The organism is Pseudofrankia saprophytica (assembly GCF_000235425.2).
Lineage (GTDB): Bacteria > Actinomycetota > Actinomycetes > Frankiales > Frankiaceae > Pseudofrankia > Pseudofrankia saprophytica.
In genome coordinates this window covers 1586353-1604775 of the sequence record NZ_KI912267.1, presented here as the reverse complement: position 1 = coordinate 1604775, position 18423 = coordinate 1586353, and the positions used below count along the sequence as shown (strand labels likewise).

The window sequence follows — 18423 nt, the reverse complement described above, 5'->3', positions numbered from 1 at the left end:
CAGCCACGGAACGGAGGATGGGGACGATGCATCAGCGTGCATACGAAGGTCAGTGCGCCGCCGAAGAAAATCGGCATGCCTCCGCCAGGTCACCCATCGGCCATCCGAGGCTGACGCTGTTCGCGCTGGCGTTGGGCACCTTCGCGATCGGCACCGGCGAGTTCGGCAGCAACGGCATCATCCAGTTGTTCGCGGCCGACCTGGACGTGTCGATTCCGGTCGCGACATACGCGGTGACTGCGTACGCCTTCGGTGTGGTGATCGGCTCGCCGGCGATCACCCTGCTCGCCGCCCGGGTCAACCGGCGCACTCTGCTGCTCGGCCTGATCGTGCTCTTCCTCGTCGGCAACGGGCTCTCCGCGGTCGCGCCGGACATCGTGCCGCTCGTCGTCTTCCGGTTCGTCACCGGCAGCGTCCAGGGTGCGTATTTCGGTGCCGGTGCCGTCGTCGCCGCGTATGTGTACGGCCCGGGCAGGGGTGGCAAGGCGTTCGCCACCGTGATGGGAGGACTCACCGCCGCCACCATCGTCGGGTCGCCACTCGGCACCTTCATCGGTCAGAACGCCGGCTGGCGCGCCATGTACTGGACCGTGGTCGCCGTCGGCCTGCTCGCCGGCGTCGCCCTGCTGGCCTGGCTGCCACACACCGACGACCTGCGCGGCACCTCCATCACGAACGAGTTGGGCAGCCTCCGCCAGCTCAACGTCTGGTTGATGTTCATCGTCGCCGCGCTCGGCATTTCAAGCATCTTCGCCGTCTACACGTTCATCGGCCCGTTCGTCACCGACGCGGCGCGGCGGGACGCCTCGCTCATCCCGATCGCGCTCGCCGTCTTCGGCCTCGGCATGGCGGTCGGCAACTATCTGGGCGGCCGGGCCGCCGACCGGTACGAGCACCGCGGACTGGTCTGGGGCTACGGCGGTGTGCTGGCGCTCCTGGTGCTGATCGGCGTGGCCGGCGGCAATCTGGCGATTCTGCTGCCCTGCCTGTTCGGCGTCGGCGCGACCATGATGGCGGCGATCCCCACCATCCAGGTCCGGCTGACCGGTCTCGCGCCGCGCGCCCCGACCCTGATGGGCGCGCTCAACCTGGCAGCCCTCAACCTGGCCAACTCGCTCGGCGCGATCGGCGGCGCGGTCGCCCTCGACGCCGGGTGGGGGACTCTGTCGACGGTCTGGGCCGGCTTCGTGCTCACCGCCGCCGGCCTCCTCCTGTACGTCGCGACCGTCGCCCGGGTGAAGCCGTTCCCGGTTCCCCGGCTCGGCACCGCGCTCGAGCAGCCCGGCGGCCAACTCCGCGAGGGCCGGTTGGGGACCGGTGGCACTCCCTGAGACCGCCGACCGCACGCATGATCATGTCCGCGGAGTGGGCCACGGTGTCGACGACAGCCCCGTCGAGCTGGAGTGCGCGGTGAACGTCTGAGTGCCCAGCACCGCGAGCATTTCCAGCCGCGCGCCGGACCCGGAGCCGGGCTGGGGGCGAAAGAGGACCAGCCGCTGGCCGGATGGTGGGCTGAGTACGATGTCGCATTCCAGGTCGAGCCGGCCCACCTCGGGATGGACGAGCACCTTGCGGGTGACCTGACGGACGGCGACCTCCTGGCGCTCCCAGACCTCGCGGAACTCGGCGCTGGCCCGGGACAGCTCTTCGACGAGTGACCGGATGTCGTCATCCTGGGGGCGCTGTCCCAGGGTGACCCGCAGGTCGGCGACGTACTCGCGGGACAGCCGCTCGTGCTGGTCGGGCAGATAGCGGGCCCGCAGGTCGCCATCGGCGAACCAGCGCCAGAGGAAGTTGCGTCGCCGGCCGTCCGCCTGGGCGATCGGGCCGAGCAACGCGACGTTGAGCGCGTTCTGCGCGACGACGGTCGACAGGTCGTCCGAGATGAGCGCGGGCACCGACGGAGCGAGGGCATCCAGTACGCACATCAGGCCGGCGTCGGCGTAGCCGAGCGACCGGTGCCGGGGCGGCGGTGCCTGGCCGGCCAGCCGGTAGACGTGGTCGCGCTCGTCCAGGGTCAGGCGCAGCGCCCGGGCGATCGCGCCGAGCATCGCCGGGGACGGCCGCGGCCCCCTGCCCTGCTCGATCCGCTCGTAGTAGTCCGTCGACATGTCGGCGAGGAGGGCGACCTCGTCGCGGCGAAGGCCGACCGCCCGGCGCCGACCGCCGGCGATGAGCCCGACATCCGCCGGCCGCAACTGCTCCCGACGGTGCCGGAGGAAGACTCCCAGCTCCGCGTGTTCCACGACCGCTCGCTCCTCCCGCCGCGGGCCGGGCCCGGTGTCCGCCTTCAGGACGCGAGGCGATTCCGGGCCTCGCGGTGGGCGGCCACCTCGGCCACGCACCGGGCCGCCCTCCTCATCATGCCGGCGCGGCCGCGCCCGATCCCCGTACTGGCGATCCGGGGAAAGGCTGAGCGCCCATGAGCCACGGCGCCGAAGTGACAGTGGTCGAGGGGCGAAGTGACAGTGGTCGAGGACGGCCAGCGTCGGTGAGACCCACGGGAAACGCAGCCTGGGAGGAATCATGATGGACAGGAAAATCGCGCTGGTGACGGGCGCCAGCCGTGGTCTTGGCCGGAGCATGGCCGTGCACCTGGCCGCCGCCGGAGTCGGCGTCATCGGCACCTACCGTGGCAACAAGGAGGAGGCCGACGCGATGGTCGCGCAGGTCGCCGACCACGGCGCACCGGCCGCGGCGTTGCGGCTCGACGTCGGCGACAGCACGAGCTTCGCGGCGTTCGCGGCGGACGTACGCGCGACCCTGGCGGGGCTCGGTGCCGACCATCTCGACTATCTGGTCAACAACGCCGGCATCGGGCTGCACGCGCCGTTCGACGGGACGACTCCGGACCAGTTCGACGAGATCTTTCGCGTCCACGTGAAGGCCCCGTTCTTCCTCACCCAGACGCTGCTGCCGCTCCTGGCCGACGGGGGGCGCGTCCTCAACGTCTCGAGCGGCCTGGCCCGGTTCACCTATCCGGGCAACTCCGCCTACGCCGCCGCGAAGGGTGCGGTCGAGGTCCTGACGCGGTATCAGGCCGCCGAGCTGGGCGAGCGGCAGATCCGGGTGAACGTGCTGGTGCCCGGGGCCATCGCCACCGACTTCGGCGGCGGCCTGGTCCGCGACAACGAGCGGGTCAACGCGACCGTCGCCGCCGCGATCCCGCTCGGCCGGGCCGGGAAGCCCGACGACATCGGCGCCGCCGTGCCGCTGATCCTCGCCGACGGTTTCGGCTGGGCGAACGGCGCGCGTATCGAGCTCTCCGGCGGCCAGAGCCTCTGAGGCGGGGTCCGCGCGGAAGGAGAAGGCGCCGTGCGTCCGTACTCCGTCGATCTCGTCGGCCACGCCGACGGCCTGGGTTCTACCCGCCCAGGCGCAGCACGAAATAGCAGAGTTCTTCCGTCGCGCGGACCCGCTGGAAGCCGTTCTTCTCCAGCACCCGCTGAGAGCCGATGTTGTCCAGATCGGTGTCGGCGTTGACCGCCCTCACCCCGCCGTGCGCGCGGCAGATCTCGATCAGCCCGGCCACGGCCTCGGTGCCGTAGCCCTTGCCCCATTCCGGTTCGACCATGCCGTACCCGATGGTCACCTCGCCAGAGGCGTCCGGGAGGCCGTAGAAGCCGGCCGTGCCGATCGTCAGCCCGTGCGCGAGCGGCACGATGCGGTAGACCCCGAACGGGCCCCGCTCCTCGGCACTGCCGGCGAGTCCGGCGCACGGCTCTGAGTCGTCCTCACGTGGGAAACCCTCGGCCCACCGCTCGCCGTCACCCGGCTTCCCGGCGGCGACCACGGCGGCCTCGTCCTTGGTGAGCGGCAGCAGATCGATGGTCCTGGCCGGCGAATTGCCCATGGTGCGCAGGATCAAAGCAGATCCCGTCCACCGCTGCCACCGCGTTTCGTGGGCCAGCGCGGTGGCTGCCAGACCGTCCGCGCCGAACCTCGGGCGCCGCGACGGGTTTGGCCTGATTGCCTCCTGTCACAAGGGAATGTTCCCGTGGGCGCCTTGGCGGCCAGGTGCCGCCGCCAGGACACGAACGACCTCGCGTCGCGTGTCGACCGGGTCGATGATTTTGTCGATCACACCGAGCGAGACACCGCGCTGCAGCCCGCCGGCCTCGCGGACGTGCTCGTCGACGAGCTGGGCGCGCAGGGCGTCTCGTTCATCGGCCGCGGCCGCCGCAAGGGTCCGTCGGTGCAGGATTCCCACGGCGGCCTCGGCGCCCATGACCGCGACCTCCGCCTGGGGCCAGGCCAGGACGCTGGTCGCGCCCAGAGAGCGGGAGTTCATCGCGATGTACGCGCCCCCATAGGATTTCCGCAGAACCACCGTCACCCGTGGCACGACCGCCTCCGAGAACGCATAGAGAAGCTTGGCGCCTCGCCGCACGACGCCGCCCCACTCCTGGCTCACGCCCGGCAGGTATCCAGGGACATCCACGAGGACGACGAGCGGGATGCCGAACGAGTCGCACATCCGGACGAAGCGGGCGGCCTTCTCGGCGGCCAGGGAGTCGAGGCAACCGCCCTTGCGCAGCGGATTGTTGGCGATGACACCCACGGTCCGCCCGGTCATCCGTCCGAGTGCCACGACGACATTGGGTGCCCACCGCGGTTGGAGTTCCTCGTAGTCGTCCTCGGCCGCGCCGGTCGCATCCGTCGCGCCGCGGCGTTGGGCTGGATCGTCGAGGATGGCGCGCACGACCGGACGGATGTCATAGGCCCGACGGGGACGGTCTGGCAGCAGGGAGCCAGCGTCGCGCGCATCACCGTCCGCGGCGGTGGTGTCGAAGGCGCCCGGTCTTGCCAGCAGCGTGGTGATCCGCCGCGCCCGCGCATACGCGTCCGCCTCCGACTGGGCGTTCACGTGCACGACGCCGGACCGCCGGCCGTGTGCGTCCGATCCACCCAGCCCCGCCATGTCGATCTGCTCGCCCGTCACCTGGCGAACGACGTCGGGCCCGGTTACGAAAACCTTGCCCTCGGGCGCCATGACGATCACGTCCGTGAGCGCCGGTCCGTAGGCGGCCCCGCCGGCGGCCGGGCCCAGCACCACGGACACCTGCGGTACTCGGCCCGATGCCGCGATCATCGCGGTGAACATCTGCCCGATGCCATCCAGGGCGTCTACGCCGTCGCCGAGGCTCGCTCCGCCGGAGTGCCAGAGCCCGACGACGGGAGCACGGTCGGCGACCGCGCCGTTGATGGCGTCCACTATCTGGCGTGCGCCCAGGGAACCGATCGCGCCCCCCAGCGATCTGGCATCCGTGCAGTAGGCGACGACAGCGACGCCATTGATGCGGCCGCGGGCGACGGCGACCCGGCTGCCGGGCAGATTGGAGGTGACGTTCAGTGTTCCCGGATCGAGCAGACGGGCCAGCCTTTCACGTGGGTCGTTCAGCGCTCGGCGCTGTTCGGCCACGGTGACGGTGGCGCGCGCGGTGAGTTCCGTCATCGGTGCAGAGTCCCAACCATGATTTTCTCAGATCCTCCGTCGCAGCAGCCAACGGCGTTCATCAGCCGGATCCGGCGATGAGCCGTTTCCCGGCGCCGTCGTCGAGTCGTCGCGTGCGGCCGTGCGGCCGACGCGTCACGTCAGGTCGGTGCCGTCGGCGCGCCTGCGGAAGCGGTTGATGGCCGGCAGGTGCCGGGCGCGCAGCTCGGCGTCGCGTACTCCCAGCCCCTCGTCGGGGGCGAGGCAGAGCACGGCGACCTTGCCCTGGTGCTGGTTGCGGTGCACCTCGTATACCGCCTGGCCGGTCTCCTCCAGCGGGAAGGCGCGGTGGACCGTAGGGTGGATGCGGCCTTTCTGCACGAGCCGGTTGGCCTCCCAGGCCTCGCGGTAGTTGGCGAAGTGCGAGCCGATGATCCGCTTGACGCTCATCCACAGGTACCGGTTGTCGTATTCGTGCAGGTAGCCGCTGGTGGAGGCGCAGGTGACGATGGTCCCGCCGCGGCGCGCGACGTAGACCGAGGCGCCGAAGGTCTCCCGGCCCGGGTGCTCGAAGACGATGTCCGGGTCCTCGCCCCCGGTCAGCTCCCGGATGCGGGCCCCGAAGCGCCGCCATTCGGCCGGATCCTGCCCCCCGCCATCCGGCCGCCAGAAGGCATAGCCCTCGGCCCGCCGGTCGATCACCGCCTCGGCGCCCAGCTCCCGGCAGATGCGCGCCTTGTCCGGGCTGGAGACCACGCACACCGGAATTGCGCCGCCGGCCAGCGCGTACTGCGTGGCGAACGCGCCGATCCCGCCGGAGGCCCCCCAGACAAGGACGACGTCGCCCTGCTTCATCTGGGCGCCGTTGCGGGAGACCAGCTGCCGGTACGCGGTGGAGTTGACCAGTCCGAGGCTCGCCGCCTCCTCCCAGGTCAGATGCCGCGGCTTGGGCATCAGCTGGTTGGACTTGACCAGGGCCAGTTCGGCCAGGCCCCCGAAGTTGGTCTCGTAGCCCCAGATGCGCTGCTCGGGGTCGAGCAGCGTGTCGGAGTGCCCGTCGGGGCTTTCCAACTCGACGGACAGGCAGTGCGCGACCACCTCGTCGCCCGGCTTCCAGGCGTGCACTCCGGGACCGGTGCGCAGCACGACGCCAGCCAGGTCGGAGCCGATCGCGTGATAGGGCAGGTCGTGCCGCCGGGCCTGCTCGGAGCGTCGGCCGTAACGCCTCAGGAAGGCGAAGGTGGATACGGGCTCGAAGACCGCGGACCACACCGAGTTGTAGTTCACGGAGCTGGCCATGACCGCGACCAAGGCCTCGCCAGGGCCTGGCTCGGGTGTGGGCACGTCGTCGACGTGCAGCGACTTGCGGGGATCCCGCTCCGCGGCCGGTACCCCCTCGAACATGCCGGCCTCGTCTCGTCGGACGATGACCGCGCGGTAGGTTTTCGGGATCTTCAGCCGGGCGAAGGAATCGGAGGCCGCGGTGTCGAGAAGGGCGTCGAGGATGTCTTCCACGGCAGTCCTCCACGGTGATTCTGGACGAGTGGTCTGATACGGAATTATTCGGCCGGTATGGGCCTGGTGAACCGTTTGGGGCACACGTCAGGGGCCTTCATTGGGCCGGCTAGGGGTCACTAGGGGCGCCTGGCGGCCGGCGGGAATATCGCGGTCGATTCCGGCGCTGGCCAGACTCCGCGGGCAACAGTGCCCGCACATACACGGAAGTAGACCGATACGATGAACATCGGCCTCCTGGGCACCGGCAACGTCGCAAAGGTCGTGGGCGCGAAACTGCGTTCACTCGGGCACGAGGTCACGCTGGGATCGCGCGACCCCGAGAACTCTCCGGCCAAGGAGTGGGCCGCGCGGCACGACGTCGAGATTTCCACGCTCGCGCAGACCGCCGCGGTCGCCGAACTCGTGGTGAACACCGCGCCGGGGCTCGCCTCCCTCGACGTGCTCACCGCGGCCGGCGCCGACAACCTGCGCGGCAAGATCGTGGTGGACGTCTCGAACGGCATCGAATCCAGGGACGGTGTGGTCGCGGTCGCCACCCCCGGCGGCGGCAGCGTGGCCGAGCAGCTTCAGAAGGCCTTCCCGCGGGCCCGGATCGTGAAGACGCTGAACACCATGGCGGCACAGGTCATGGTCGACCCCGGCCGCATTCCGGGTCACCACACGGTGTTCCTCAACGGTGACGACGCGACGGCCAAGGCCGAGGTCGCCGAGCTGCTGAAGGCCTTTGGCTGGGCTGAGGATCAGATCATCGATCTCGGTGACGTGGTCGGCGCGCGCGCCACCGAGGCCGCGCTGCTGCTGTTCATCCGGCTGTTCAACACCTTCCAGACCGCAGAGTTCAATCTGTCGGTCGCAAAGGCCTGACCCGGATCCGCGCAGCATTACCGACCTAGCACTGTGCAAACAACCCGGAGGGTGAAAGCCGACGCGGGTTCCCGTGCCCCGGCGCCTGGCGCCGGGGCACGGGAACCCGCGTCACGCGGTGCCCAGCACCTTCGGGTTCAGCCGGGTCTGCAGGTCGATCCGGCCACCGACCTGCAGTTTGCGGTATACGCGGGTGAGATGCTGCTCGACCGTGCTGACCGTGATGTACAGGCGGCTGGCGATCTCCCGGTTGGTGTGTCCGCGCACGGCCAGTGCCGCCACCCGCAGCTCGGCGTCACTGAGCACCGTATACGTGGTGTCCGGCGTCGCCGACGGCGTCCCGTCGTCCGGGCACGGCGCGGCGAACTCGGGGCCGAGCGTCCGGCGGGCGCGGGCCTCGGCACCGCACTGCGCCGCCGTCCGCCAGATCTGCCGGGCGGTGAAATGCGCCAGGTGCGAGTCGCCCAGCTCCACGTGCACCCGGTGCAGGTCGAGCAGCGCCGCCAGCAGCTCCGCGGGCGACCCGCTGCTTTCGAGCATGTCCGCGCCCTCGCGTAGCAGCACCACCGCCTGACGGGGTTTCACCGTGGCCGCGCGCAGCCTGAGCAGGCCGCCGCGCACCAGGGGGTGCGCGGCGCCGGGCTGCTCCGCCAGCTCGTCCAGCGTCCGGGCCGCCCGCTCGGTGCGGCCGAGCTGCAGCAGCGCCTCAGCGACCCCCAGCCGCCAGGGCGCTATGCCGACGATGTCCATGTCCCAGCTCGCCATCAGCTGCCCGCAGGCGAGGAAATCCTGCAGGGCCGGCAGATGGCGGCCCATCGCCAGATGATGCTGCGCGCGGGCGTCCAGGTAGTGCAGGCCGTAACGGGTCGTCGTCGCGCCAGTGGGACGCGGATATGCCAGCCACTCGGCCGCGGCGCCGTGCCTACCCATCGCCGTGAGCACGTAGATCAGGGTCGAGAGCGGCAGATCGATCTGCGGCCCCCAGGCCCGTGGTCCCATGAGCTGCAGCGCGCCGCGGGCCAGTCGCTCGGCCGCCGGCAGGTCGCCGCGCCGGCGCGCGATCTCGGCGAGTACGGCGGACTTCATGGCCTGCCAGGTCCGGTAGCCCTGTGGCGTGGCATCCCGGTAGATTCGCGCGGCCCAGTACTCGGCGCGTTCGAGCTCATGTACGTAGATCAGCACGTACAGCGCGTTGCAATGCGGCCCGCGCCAGTAGTCCGGCGACCTGTCGTCGCGCAGCACGTCCTCGGCGAACCGCGCGGCGGTCGCGTGGTCGCCGGCCCGCAGGTAGTGCCACATCGCCGCGTCGGGCAGCGGTCTGGCCGCGGGATCCCGGTCGGGCGGCCCGGCCGCCGCGGGTCTTTCTCGCGGGACCGCCGCGGACCCGGGGTGCGTGCTGCGCAGCGAGTGGTCGGTGCTGAGCAGCGCCTCACCGACCTCCGGCGCATGCGCGCGCGAGCGGATCGCGTCCAGAATCCTGGCCGCCTCCTCTTCTCGCCCGTGCCACATCAGCGCGCGGCCCAGCATGACGGCCTCCAGGTCCGGAAGGCACCCGTGTTCGAAGGCGTCCAGCAGCCCGGCGAAGTGGGACATGGCCCGGGCCGGGTTCATCCGCCACTCGACCCGGACCCGGGCGGCGGTGATCAGTGCGCGCTCCTCGCCGTCGGAGCACTCCCGCAGCGCCAGGTCCAGGCACTGCAGGGCCAGGTCGGCCCGGCCGTCGGCCAGCGCGTCCTCGGCCGCCTGGCGCAGGACCGCGATATGCCAACTTCTGCCGATCCGGTCGGCGGCGATCAGGTGCTCGGCGACCCGCAGCGCGGCCTCGCCCTCGGCGTGCAACAACTCGGCGGCGCCGTATTGCAGTTCGGCCGCGTCGTCGAAGTTCGGGTCGCTGAGCACGACCGACCGTGCCGCTGGGTGGCACAGCAGCCGGTCGGGGCCGAGCAGGCCCGCCGCCGACAGTTTGGCGAGGGCCCGGTCGACCAGATTGCGGGGCCGGGAGATCAGCCGGGAGATCAGCTCGGGGACGGCGTGCTCGCCGAGCAGCGCGATGGCTCGGGCCACCTCCAGTCCGGCCCGTCCGATGCGGTGCAGGCAGGCGAGAACCGCCGTCGCGGAGCCGTCGCCCGGCGCCAGGGACCGCGGGCCGTCGGTCGGATGGATGTGCAGGTGCTCCGTCAGCAGCGCCCGAACCACCAGGGGGTTGCCGCCGCTGGCCGCGTGGGCGGCCGGGGCGAGCCGGTGCGCGGCGTCGGCGTCGAGCCGCTCGGCGAGTACTTCGGCGACGCCCTCCACCGACAGCAGCGGCAGCTGGATCTGCCGGTAGTTCGGCTCGCGGGACAGCTCCGCATGGAAGAGCGGGAGGCTCTGCTGCAGGCATTCGCCGGTGATCAGCACCAGCATGACCGGCGCGGTGCGGCAGTGCCGGACGAGGTAGAGCAGTCCTCGCAGGGACTCCGGATCGCTCTGGTGGACGTCGTCGACGATCAGTAGTAGTGGAGCCTCGGCGGCCGAGCGCAGCAGATCGTGGCAGACAAGCAGCATCAGCTGGGGCGGCAGGGTGTCCGCGGCCGGGGCCGCGGTCACCGCGTGCCGCAACTCGGCCGCGGACGTGCACGCCTCGAGGAGCTGGCCGAAGATTCCCGGACTGGCTCCCCGCCCTGCCGGGGCCGCGTAGGTCTGCACGACCCGTACGCCGCGGTCCGCGGCCCAGTCGGCGAGCCGGCGGGTGAGCTCGGTCTTGCCCGAGCCGACTGAGCCGCTGATGGAGACGACCTGCCCCGCGCCGCCCCGTGCCTCATCGAGGCTGCGCCTTAGCAGGAGTAGCTCTTCCGCGCGTTCGACGAGTAGCATATAATGCCTCCCCGTTCGTACCCTCGCTATACGGTTCTCCGGCTCGGCGGCCGGCTGGATTCCTCTGGTAACCTCTGCTTCTTCGCGGCTGTTTCCCGTGCCCACGTGGCGCGTATTACGTATTCCGCCAGAGGGCGGTGCCCGCGATGCGGTCGGAGAGATCGCATGTGCCTGATGGCCGCGATCGTCGAGGCTCCCGACCCGCGCGCGGCCGGAATCGAATCCGGCAGACGGCCGTCCCCGGCCTCCGCCCATTTCCAACACCCCAGGAGCGGCGGGAACGGCACGGCGCATCCAAGCGTGAGCGTGATCGAATGTGGCGGCCGGACGCCTTCGTCCGGCCGTGACGGCATGTCATTAGTCATGGACAGCATGTCATACGAGTCCTGGCACGCGCACCGGACGGCGGCCGTGACGCCAGATACACGGTGTCGGCAAGACGACTGTGATGTTGCTTTCTACGACCCGACGCGCGGTCACGCATTCGTGTGTGGCAGGAACGCGAGCGCGCCTTCGAGACACCCCTATCGGTCAACCCCTACTCTCTGGCGCCGCATAGGGGTATCGGTCCGAACGACGCCCGCCGCGGTGGCCGTGCCCCGCCGAGAGCCGACGTCGGCCATAAGGCCACCCCTAGCTGGCAAAGACGGGAAACCCTGATAGGGGAGCGAGACTAAGGGTTGGCCGCCGCCCGGGCCGCAAGTAGCGTTTTGCTCGTTCGAATTCATCGGTAAATCGCGCCACGGCCCGTCCGTCGCGCTGTCGCCGTCTTTGCGTCCCGCCGGCCCGGCGCAGCTGGTCTCGGGCGGTCGGTAAAACTTCGGGACACAGGTCCTCGCCGTTTCGAAAACCCGATGAGTCGGGCTCGCGGTGGGACGGGCGCCGCCGGAGCGGAGAACGAAGACCGCCCGGAAGACCGGGCGCGAAGCGGCCTTGAGAAAAGCCTGGATGGAAAGGCGAGGGTGCGCCCCCATGACCGACGAACCGCGTTCCTACAGCGCTGCGCGACGGCTGGCCCCGGCGGAGCCCGTCGCGGTCGTCGGTCTGGCCTGCCGGCTGCCCGGCGCCCCCGACCCGGCCGCGTTCTGGGAACTGCTGCGCGCCGGCGCCGAGGCGGTCACGGACGTGCCGCCGGGCCGGCCCGGGTTCGGCGCGCGGTCCGCGGGCGCGCGGCCGCCGCGCGCCGGCTTCGTCGACGGGGTCGATCGTTTCGATCCGGAGTTCTTTGGCATCTCCCCGCGCGAGGCCGTCGACATGGACCCTCAGCAGCGGCTCGCCCTCGAGCTCGCCTGGGAGGCCCTGGAAGACGCCGGCATCGTCCCCGCCACCCGCCGGGGCACCCGGACCGGCGTCTACCTCGGCGCTATCTGGGATGACTACGCCAAGCTCGCCGACCGGCTCGGACCCGGGGCCGTCAACGGCCGTACCATCACCGGCCTGAGCCGCGGCGTCATCGCGAACCGCGTCTCGTACGCACTCGGGTTCCAGGGCCCCAGCCTCGTCGTCGACACCGCGCAGTCGTCCTCGCTGGTCGCCGTCCACCTGGCCTGCGAGAGCCTGCGCCGCGGCGAGACCGACCTGGCCCTGGCGGGCGGAGTCAGCCTCAACCTGCTGCCCGAGGGCTTCACCGTGGCCGAGCGCTTCGGCGCTCTCTCGCCGACCGGCCGCGCCCACACGTTCGACGCCCGCGCCGACGGCTACGTAAGGGGGGAGGGCGGCGGCGTCGTCGTGCTCAAGACCCTCAGCCAGGCCCTCGCGGACGGCGACACGGTGTACTGCCTCGTCCGCGGCGGAGCGGTCAACAACGACGGCGGCGGCGACACGCTCACCGCGCCCAGCGAGAGCGCGCAGCGTGACGTCCTGCGCAGGGCCTATGCCGACGCGGGGGTGGATCCGGCCCGCGTGCGCTTCGTCGAACTGCACGGCACCGGAACACCCGCCGGCGACCCCGTCGAGGCCGCCGCGCTTGGCGCGGTCGTCGGCCGGGGCCGGCCCGCCGCGTCTCCTCTCCTGGTCGGCTCGGTCAAGACCAACATCGGACACCTCGAAGGCGCCGCGGGCATCGCCGGCTTCCTCAAGGCCGCGCTAAGCCTGCGCGAGCGCACCCTGCCACCCAGCCTCAACTACGAGCGTCCGAACCCGGCGATCCCGCTCGACGCCCTGGGCCTCGAGGTCGCCGTCACCCGCGTCGACCTCACCGCGGACGACGCCGACGGTCCGGTGTTCGCGGGCGTCAGCTCCTTCGGAATGGCCGGCACCAACTGCCACCTCGTGCTGTCCGACGCCACCGGGCTGTCCGCGCCGGCCGCTGGCAACGGCGCCGGCAGCACCGGCAGCGAACCCGGGCCGGTAACCGTCCTGCTGTCCGGACATGTGGACGCCGCGCTGCGCACCCAGGCCCAGCGGCTGCGCGAACACCTGGCGGCCCATGCCGACCTCACCCTGCCCGACCTCGCGCGCACCACCGCCCTGACGCGCAGCCATCTCACACACCGGGCCGCACTGCTGGCCGACAGCCGCGACGGCCTCGCCGCGGCCCTCGGCGACCTCGCCGGCGGCCGTCCCTCGCCCCGCGTCGTCCGCGCCGCCGCCGAGCCGGCCGAACGCGGCCTCGCGTTCCTCTTCACCGGTCAGGGTAGTCAGCGGCCCGGCATGGGCGCGGCTCTGCACGTCGCCCAGCCCGCGTTCGCCGATGCCTTCGACGCCGCCTGCCGCGAGCTGGACAAGCACCTCGACCGTTCGGTCCGCGACCTGGTCCTCGGCCCCGCGGACGCGCCCGCCGCCGCCCTGCTCGATCAGACGGTCTACACCCAGGCGGCGCTGTTCGCGTACGAGACCGCCCTGTTCAGGCTCCTGCGGCACTGGGGGATCGTCCCTGCGGCTCTGCTCGGCCACTCCATCGGCGAGCTGAGCGCCGCATATTCCGCCGGCGTGTTCTCCCTGGCCGACGCCGCCACCCTCGTCGCCGCGCGCGGTCGCCTGATGCAGGCCCTGCCGGAAGGCGGAGCGATGGTCTCCATCCAGGCTTCGGAGGCCGAGCTCGTCCCGCGGCTCGCCGACTTCGCCGGCCGCGTGGAGATCGCCGCGCTCAACGGTCCATCCGCCACGGTGATAGCCGGGGACGCCGATGCCGTCAGCACCATCGCCGACGCCTGGCGGTCCCGTGGGCGCAGGACCCGGCGGCTGCGGGTCAGCCATGCCTTCCACTCGCCGCACATGGACAGCATGCTGGGAGAGTTCCGCCGGGTCGCCGAGAACCTGACCTACCGTCAGGCCACGCTTCCGGTCGTCTCCAACCTCACCGGCCGCGCGGTCGCGCCCGGGGAACTGCTCGACGCCGACCACTGGGTGCGCCACGCCCGTCGGGGTGTCCGGTTCCTCGACGGCATGCGCGCGCTCGAAGCGCTGGGCGTGACGGTCCACCTCGAAGTCGGACCGGACGCCGTGCTCGCGACCATGGGCCGGGACTGCGTCACCGCCGACGCGGCCCTCCTGCCCGCGGCCCGGGCCGGCCGCCCGGAGCAGGACACGCTCGCCGCGGCTGTGGCCGGTCTGCATGTACGCGGCGTGCCCGTCGCCTGGGACCGGATCCTGGAAGGCGCGGGTGGGCGCCGCGTCTCGCTGCCCACGTATGCCTTCCAGCGGGAGAGCTACTGGTTGGCCGCCGGGACGGGTACGCGGTCGGTACCGGCCCGGGCGGTCGCGGGGCCGCTCGCGGAGGTGGTGGAGGCGGCCGAACCGGCACCGACCGCGGGCGCGCTCGGGCCGGTCGCCGACGGCACGACCCGGGATCGCCTCGCCGCGCTGCCCGAGGCCGACCGCGAGCGCTCGCTGGCCGAACTCGTCCTCGCGCAGGTGGCCGCCGTTCTCGGCCACGGCTCACCTGAGCGCGTCGACCGGGAGCGCACGTTCAAGGACCTCGGCTTCGACTCGCTGGCCGCCGTCGAACTGCGCGACCTGCTGGGCCGGTCCCTCGACGTCACCCTGGCCCCCACCCTGGTCTTCGACCATCCCACTCCCGAAGCCCTGATCCGCCACCTGCGCGGTGACGTGCTGCCCGCCCCGGCCGCGCGCCGCCCTTTCCAGGACGACGCGGAGGATCCCGTCGTCATCGTGGGCATGGCGTGCCGTTTTCCGGGTGGGGTGGGTTCTCCTGAGGATCTGTGGGATCTGGTTGTGGAGGGTCGTGACGGGACGTCGGAGTTTCCGGGTGACCGTGGGTGGGATCTGGGGCGTCTTTTTGGTGGGGGTGGGGATGTTCCTGGGTCGTCGTTTGCGCGGCGGGGTGGTTTTCTGGGGGGTGCTGGGGGTTTTGACGCGGAGTTCTTTGGGATTTCGCCGCGTGAGGCGTTGGCGATGGATCCGCAGCAGCGGGTCTTGTTGGAGGTGTGCTGGGAGGCGTTCGAGCGCGCCGGTATCGACCCGACCACCCTGCGGGGCAGTGACACGGGCGTTTACGTCGGCGCTTTCGCGTTCCACGACCACACCGTCCCCGGCGGCGGTCCCGACCCCCTCGAGGGCCAGCACATGACCGGCGGAGCCAGCAGTGTTCTGTCGGGGCGGGTGGCGTATGTGTTTGGTCTGGAGGGGGCGGCGGTGACGGTGGATACGGCGTGTTCGTCGTCGTTGGTGGCGTTGCATGTGGCGGTGGGGGCGTTGCGGCGGGGTGAGTGTGGGGTGGCGTTGGCGGGTGGGGTGACGGTGATGTCGTCGCCGGGGACGTTTGTGGAGTTTTCTCGGCAGGGTGGGTTGTCGGGGGATGGTCGGTGTCGGTCGTTTGCGGCGGGTGCGGATGGTACGGGGTGGGCGGAGGGTGCGGGGGTTCTGGTGTTGCAGCGGCTTTCGGATGCGGTGCGGGAGGGGCGTCGGGTTTTGGCGGTGGTGCGGGGTAGTGCGGTGAATCAGGATGGTGCGTCGAATGGTCTGACGGCGCCGAACGGCCGGTCGCAGGAACGTGTGATTCGTCGTGCTCTTGATTCGGCGGGTTTGACGGCGGCTGATGTGGATGTCGTCGAGGGGCATGGGACGGGTACTCGTCTTGGCGATCCGATTGAGGTCGACGCGTTGATGGCGACGTATGGGCGGGGGCGGTCGGGTGGTGAGCCGGTGTGGTTGGGGTCGTTGAAGTCGAATGTGGGGCATGCGCAGGCGGCGGCGGGGGTGGGTGGGGTGATCAAGATGGTGATGGCGTTGCGGCATGGGGTGTTGCCGGCGTCGTTGCATGCGGGTGATCCGTCGCCGTTGGTGGACTGGGAGGCGGGTGGGGTGCGGTTGCTGTCGGCGGCGCGGGCGTGGCCGGCGGTGGGGCGGGTGCGTCGGGCGGGGGTGTCGTCGTTCGGGATCAGCGGCACCAACGCGCACGTCGTGCTCGAACAGGCCCCAGAAACCGCCAGCCCCGGCACGAACGCCGACACCGGCAATGACGCGGGCGTCGGTGTCGGTGGGCCCGTCGAGCCGGCGCGGCAGACCACTGGGAGCACCGGACCGGCACCGCGGTCCGACGCCGCCGACGTGGGTGCCGACACGGGGGCGGGCGTGGGTGTCGGGGTGCTGGTGCCGGTGTCGGCGCGTAGTGCGGTGGCGTTGCGGGCGGTCGCGGGACGGCTGGGTCGGTTCGTCGGGGGGCGTGCCGAGGTGGGTGTGGTGGGGGTGGGGCTCGCGTTGGCGACGACGCGGGCGGTGATGTCGCATCGTGCCGTGGTGCTCGCGGCGGACCGGGAGGAGCTGCTGGCGGGGCTGGCGGCCCTCGCCGAGGGGCGGGAACATCCACGGGTCGTCACCGGCGAGGCCACCGGTCCGGCAGGTGAAGTGGCGTTCCTGTTCGCTGGGCAGGGCAGCCAGCGTCCCGGGATGGGTCGAGACCTCTACCAGGCGTTCCCCGTCTTCCGTGACGCCCTGGACGACGCCTGCGCGGCGTTGGACCCGCATCTGGGAGAGGAACTCGCCCGGGTCGGCGCGGCCTCGGTGCGGGAGGTGATGTTCGCGGCGGAGAGCAGCGCGTTCGCGGGGGTGTTGGGGCGGACGGTGTTCACGCAGGCGGCGCTGTTCGCGTTCGAGTCCGCGCTGTACCGGCAGGTCACCGCCTGGGGGATCCAGCCGGACCACCTCGCCGGGCACTCGGTCGGCGAGATCACCGCCGCATACGCCGCGGAGGTGCTGTCACTGCCGGACGCGGCCGCGCTCGTGGCCGCGCGGGGTCGGCTGATGAACACACTGCCCGACGGCGGCGCCATGACCTCGGTCCAGGCCTCGGAAGCGCAGGTCACGTCGGTGCTGGCGGAGATCGGCGGCGTGGTGGCGATCGCCGCCGTCAACGCCCCGGACTCCGTGGTCGTCTCCGGCGAGCACACCGCCGTCGAGGCCGCCGCCGAGGCTCTCGAACGCCAGGGGATCAAGACCCGGCGACTGCGGGTGAGCCACGCGTTCCACTCCCCGCTGATGGACCCGATGCTCGACGAGTTCCGCACGGTCCTCACCGGCCTGACCTACCAGGCCCCACGCATCCCGATCGTCTCCACCCTCACCGGCACGACCGCCACCGACGAGGACCTCACCACACCCGAGTACTGGACACGCCACGCCCGCGACGCCGTCCGCTTCACCCACGCCGTCACCACCCTGCACGACCAGGGCACACGCAGCTACCTCGAACTCGGCCCCGACAACTCCCTGACCACCCTCGCCAGCCGCACCCTTACCGACCACGGCCCCGACGGCGCGACCGGGGCACGGCTGGTCGCGGCGCAGCGGCGCGGCGGCCCGGAGCCGGCCGTCCTGCTGCGCGCGGTCGCCGCCCTGCACACCACCGGCACCAGCCCACACTGGCCCGCCCTCTACCCCCAGCCCACCCCTACCACCGACCTACCCCCCTACGAACTACCGACCTACCCCTTCCAGCACAAGCACTACTGGCATCGTCCGGCCGCGCCGGAGAACGTCACCGGGCTCGGGCTCGTCGCGACGGATCATCCGCTGATCAGGGCCGTCGTGCCGATCGCCGATCGCGACGAGATCCTGTTCGTCGGCAGTGTGTCGTTGGCGGCGCAGCCCTGGCTCGCCGACCACACCATCCACGGCACCACCCTCTTCCCCGGCACCGGCCTGCTCGAACTCGCCCTCCACGCCGCCCTGCACACCGGCACCAACACCGTCGACGAACTCACCCTCCACACCCCCCTCACCCTCACACCCACCGACACCCACCACCTCCAACTCACCCTCACACCCCCCGACACCACCGGCCACCGCACCCTCACCATCCACACCCGCCCCCACCACACCACCCCCGACCACCCCTGGACCCACCACGCCACCGGCACCATCCCCCCACCCCAAAACCACCAACCCACACCCGACCCCGACCCCACCCCCTGGCCACCACCCCACACCCACCCCATCGACCTCACCCACCACTACAACACCCTCACCACCCAAGGCCTCGACTACGGCCCCACCTTCCAAAACCTCACCGCCGCCTGGCACGACGACACCACCCTCTACGCCACCCTCACCCTCCCCGACACCCTCCCCGACACCCACCGCTACACCATCCACCCCGCCCTCCTCGACGCCGCCCTCCACACCCTCACCCTCACCACCCCCACCCACACCCCCAACCCCACCACCCCCAACCTCCCCCTTCACCCTTCACCACCACCCAAACCCACACCACCGCCACCCCCACCGCCCACGCCACCATCACCCCCACCACCCCCACCACCGCCACCATCCACCTCACCGACCCCACCGGAACC

At 71.5% G+C, this 18423-nt stretch carries 9 protein-coding genes; 4 read left to right on the top strand and 5 right to left on the bottom strand.

Features of this window, described 5'->3' with window-relative positions:
* Positions 1-26 precede the first annotated feature (26 nt).
* On the top strand, positions 27-1331 hold the full coding sequence (locus FRCN3DRAFT_RS0241125; protein WP_007515622.1) for an MFS transporter: 1305 nt from the start codon (positions 27-29) through the stop codon (positions 1329-1331).
* Between the two features lie 21 nt (positions 1332-1352).
* Here FRCN3DRAFT_RS0241125 and FRCN3DRAFT_RS48885 read toward each other — a convergent pair whose 3' ends face one another.
* Positions 1353-2246, bottom strand: a complete 894-nt coding sequence (locus FRCN3DRAFT_RS48885) for a helix-turn-helix transcriptional regulator (RefSeq protein ID WP_007515624.1) — start codon at positions 2244-2246, stop codon at positions 1353-1355.
* 280 nt (positions 2247-2526) lie between these two features.
* Here FRCN3DRAFT_RS48885 and FRCN3DRAFT_RS0241110 point away from each other — a divergent pair, with 280 nt between their 5' ends.
* Positions 2527-3285, top strand: coding sequence for an SDR family NAD(P)-dependent oxidoreductase (locus FRCN3DRAFT_RS0241110; RefSeq protein WP_007515625.1), 759 nt, complete (start codon positions 2527-2529; stop codon positions 3283-3285).
* 79 nt (positions 3286-3364) lie between these two features.
* On the opposite strand, the gene FRCN3DRAFT_RS0241105 is transcribed toward FRCN3DRAFT_RS0241110, so the two are convergent.
* From FRCN3DRAFT_RS0241105 to ccrA, 3 genes are all read right to left on the bottom strand, one after another.
* Positions 3365-3853, bottom strand: a complete 489-nt coding sequence (locus FRCN3DRAFT_RS0241105) for a GNAT family N-acetyltransferase (protein WP_007515626.1) — start codon at positions 3851-3853, stop codon at positions 3365-3367.
* A gap of 126 nt (positions 3854-3979) precedes the next feature.
* A complete protein-coding gene (locus FRCN3DRAFT_RS0241100; RefSeq protein WP_007515627.1) occupies positions 3980-5455 on the bottom strand; it encodes an acyl-CoA carboxylase subunit beta in 1476 nt (491 codons plus the stop codon).
* A 135-nt stretch (positions 5456-5590) separates the two neighbouring features.
* Positions 5591-6949 carry a crotonyl-CoA carboxylase/reductase gene (gene ccrA / locus FRCN3DRAFT_RS0241095; protein ID WP_007515628.1) on the bottom strand — a complete coding sequence of 453 codons (1359 nt, stop codon included), beginning with the start codon at positions 6947-6949 and terminating at the stop codon, positions 5591-5593.
* A gap of 222 nt (positions 6950-7171) precedes the next feature.
* Between ccrA and FRCN3DRAFT_RS0241090 the strand changes: the two genes are divergently transcribed.
* A complete protein-coding gene (locus FRCN3DRAFT_RS0241090; RefSeq protein WP_007515629.1) occupies positions 7172-7816 on the top strand; it encodes an NADPH-dependent F420 reductase in 645 nt (214 codons plus the stop codon).
* 111 nt (positions 7817-7927) lie between these two features.
* On the opposite strand, the gene FRCN3DRAFT_RS0241085 is transcribed toward FRCN3DRAFT_RS0241090, so the two are convergent.
* On the bottom strand, positions 7928-10669 hold the full coding sequence (locus FRCN3DRAFT_RS0241085; protein ID WP_007515630.1) for a helix-turn-helix transcriptional regulator: 2742 nt from the start codon (positions 10667-10669) through the stop codon (positions 7928-7930).
* Between the two features lie 972 nt (positions 10670-11641).
* Here FRCN3DRAFT_RS0241085 and FRCN3DRAFT_RS48880 point away from each other — a divergent pair.
* The coding region (locus FRCN3DRAFT_RS48880; RefSeq protein WP_007515631.1) for a type I polyketide synthase at positions 11642-18423 on the top strand (6782 nt) is incomplete at its 3' end.